General features: G+C 62.9%; 4 protein-coding genes. 3 read left to right on the top strand and 1 reads right to left on the bottom strand.

What is annotated here, in order from left to right; translation table 11 throughout:
- Window positions 1–152: 152 nt before the first annotated feature.
- Window positions 153–803, bottom strand: a complete 651-nt coding sequence (locus tag H0V78_09000; protein ID MBA2351907.1) for an RnfABCDGE type electron transport complex subunit B — start codon at window positions 801–803, stop codon at window positions 153–155.
- Between the two features lie 318 nt (window positions 804–1,121).
- Here H0V78_09000 and H0V78_08995 point away from each other — a divergent pair, with 318 nt between their 5' ends.
- The 3 genes from H0V78_08995 to H0V78_08985 all read left to right on the top strand — a co-directional run.
- Window positions 1,122–1,361, top strand: a complete 240-nt coding sequence (locus tag H0V78_08995) for a hypothetical protein (GenBank protein MBA2351906.1) — start codon at window positions 1,122–1,124, stop codon at window positions 1,359–1,361.
- 394 nt (window positions 1,362–1,755) lie between these two features.
- Window positions 1,756–2,271: a HAMP domain-containing protein gene (locus tag H0V78_08990; protein ID MBA2351905.1), complete on the top strand. Its 516-nt coding sequence runs from the start codon at window positions 1,756–1,758 to the stop codon at window positions 2,269–2,271.
- 54 nt (window positions 2,272–2,325) lie between these two features.
- Window positions 2,326–2,466: HAMP domain-containing histidine kinase (locus H0V78_08985; protein ID MBA2351904.1), on the top strand; the 141-nt coding region annotated here is incomplete at its 3' end.

The following is a 2,466-nucleotide window of genomic DNA, read 5'->3' as shown; positions in this document are numbered from 1 at the left end:
AGCCGTGTGGAATCCCGATCTTGGCGGCCGCCGCCACCCCCATCCCGGCGCGCGGACACGTCACCGCGAAGCGGCCGTTTGCGGGGAGCGCGCCTTGGCCCCGCCTCCCGCAAGCGGGCCTGCGGCTAACGGGTCGGCGGGGCCTTCCCCCGTCAAGGGGGAAGGAGAAAATCTGGTTCGACTTCGCGTTCCGACAAGCGATCCCCAAAGGCCCTCGCCGCGGCTGTATTTTCAGCAAGCTTTTCGTCGGCTTCACGCTGATCGCGGGCCAGCCTGAATGCGCGAAAGCGATAGCGTTCGCGGGCGAGATCACTCGCTGCACGGCGGGCCGCGGCGCCCATTTCGGCGGCCGGCTGCAATGCAATGCAATCGACTGGGCACGGCGGCAGGCAAAGCGCGCAGCCGGTACACTCGGCAGCGATGACCGTATGCATTTTCTTTCGCGCGCCGACGATCGCATCGACCGGGCACGCGGCGAGGCACAGCGCGCAACCGATGCAGCGCGTTTCGTCGATCACGGCCAGTGTTTTCGGTTTGTGCTCGCCGTATTGCGGGTTCAGCGGCAGGCAGGAAACGCCGAGCAGTTCGGCGAGCGCGCGTATTCCCTCGTCGCCGCCGGGCGGGCACTGGTTGATTGCGGCTTCGCCTTCAGCAATGGCATCGGCATAAGGTTTGCAGCCGGTGTAGCCGCATTGTCCGCATTGCGTTTGCGGCAGCAGCGCGTCGATCCGGTCTGCGAGCGGCTGCTCCGGCGGCCCGGAATTTTCTCGCGCGATTAAAGCGCGGACGGATGTTGCAGTCATGATTGCGGATTGTACCGCGGCGCGTTGCCAGCATGCTTCTGGCGCTACTGTTTTCTACCACACGCCAGGCGCCTCATTCATGCGCTAGAATAAAGCCGGGCAGTTCGTAACATCGGTTGCGGATAGCCGTTAGGCACAGTGCCCGGCGACAGGGCTTACTCTATATGGTCGCGACTTCGCGCAGGGTTTATCCCCCGCCATCCGGCACGGCATTGCCCACTGTAAATATCGTTCAGGACGCCCGGTCCGGCGCCATCTCAGGTACGCCATCGCAGACATGCGTTTTACGGTCGCCAAAAAATTGTCGTTGGCCTCGCGGTGATCGCCTTGATCGGGGTCGCCGCGAAGCTGCTCATGTTTCGCGGCCTCAATCTCGTCGCGCTGGACCTGATGCAGCACGCCGATCAGCAGGAGGTGCTATTCGAAAAAGTCGCGGCCGAGATCGAAGGGAATCGACGAGCTCATCCACAAGGAGCTGCAGCCGGGCATCGATTCGATGCCGACGCTGACGCAGGCCAAGTTCGACAAGGCGACCGCGACCGGCAATATGGAAGCTGAAATCGCCGAGCTCGGTTTCTGGGCGCCAATTACCAGCGCGTGCAAAAACCCGAATACAAAACCTTCATCGCGGAGAAGATCGATTACTTCGGAGCCGCGTTGACGAAATTCGAAAGTACGACCTGAGCGCCGAAGAGCGGCGCATCGCGGCGCGCCTGCGCGAAATTTTCAACGAAGTCACGGCGTCGATCCAGCGCGTCGTCGCCCTCGAAGACAGCATGTCCGGGCAGCGCGAGAGTTTCATTGCGCTGCGTGTCGCGATGGACGATATCTTCGACGATCAGATGCAGCCTCTGGCGCTGCGCAATCTGACGGCGCCACGGACAAGGGCTGAGCAGCGGCGCTTGACGCGCTGCGCACGATCAGCCTGCTGATTCCGCTGTATCTACTTTGCGTGCTCGGCGTCGGCGCTTTGCTGTTCGACTTCATCATGCGGCCGCTAAGGCGGCTGATGACGGGCACGCGAGCCATCGGCGAAGGAGATCTGGGCTATCGCATCGCGGCGCCGGGCAGCGATGAATTCAGCGACCTCGCGCACGAATTCGACCGCATGGTCGGGCAGTTGCAGGAAACCACGGTGTCGAAGGACGCGCTGCAGGCGAGCGAAAAAAGGCTGTCCGAGACGGTCGTCGATCTGCGGCATGAGATAGCCGGGCGCGAACGCGCCGAGCGGGAGCGCGCCGGGCTGCAGGCCGAGTTGCGGCGGTCCGAGACGATGGCGGCAATGGGCGTGCTGGTCTTCGGCGTCGCGCACGAAGTCCGCAATCCGCTGTTCGGCATCTCGTCGACCCTTGATGCGATGGATGCGCGTCTGAAAAAAGGCGGCGATCATCATCGCTATATGGACGTGCTGCACGGCGAAGTCAACCGCCTCTCCAAATTGATGGGCGACCTGCTCGATTACGGCTGACCGACCGAACCGAACCTGATCCCCGAACCGATTTCCGGATTGATTGCCCTCGCGGTGAGCGCGTGTCGGCCGCTCGCCGAGCGCGCCGGCGTCGCCATCGAAAATCACGCGGCGCTGGATTGCGCGGTCAAAATGGACCGCGAGCGTCTGAGCCATGTGTTTCAAAACCTGCTCGAAAACGCGATCCATCACGCG

It is taken from the genome of Burkholderiales bacterium (assembly GCA_013695435.1).
Taxonomy (GTDB): Bacteria; Pseudomonadota; Gammaproteobacteria; order Burkholderiales; family JACMKV01; genus JACMKV01.
This window is presented reverse-complemented; position numbering and strand designations above follow the sequence as displayed.

Coding starts and splice junctions, on each gene's coding strand:
- H0V78_09000 (MBA2351907.1), bottom strand. CDS start 803: ATGACTGCAACATCCGTCCGCGCTTTAATCGCGCGAGAAAATTCCGGG.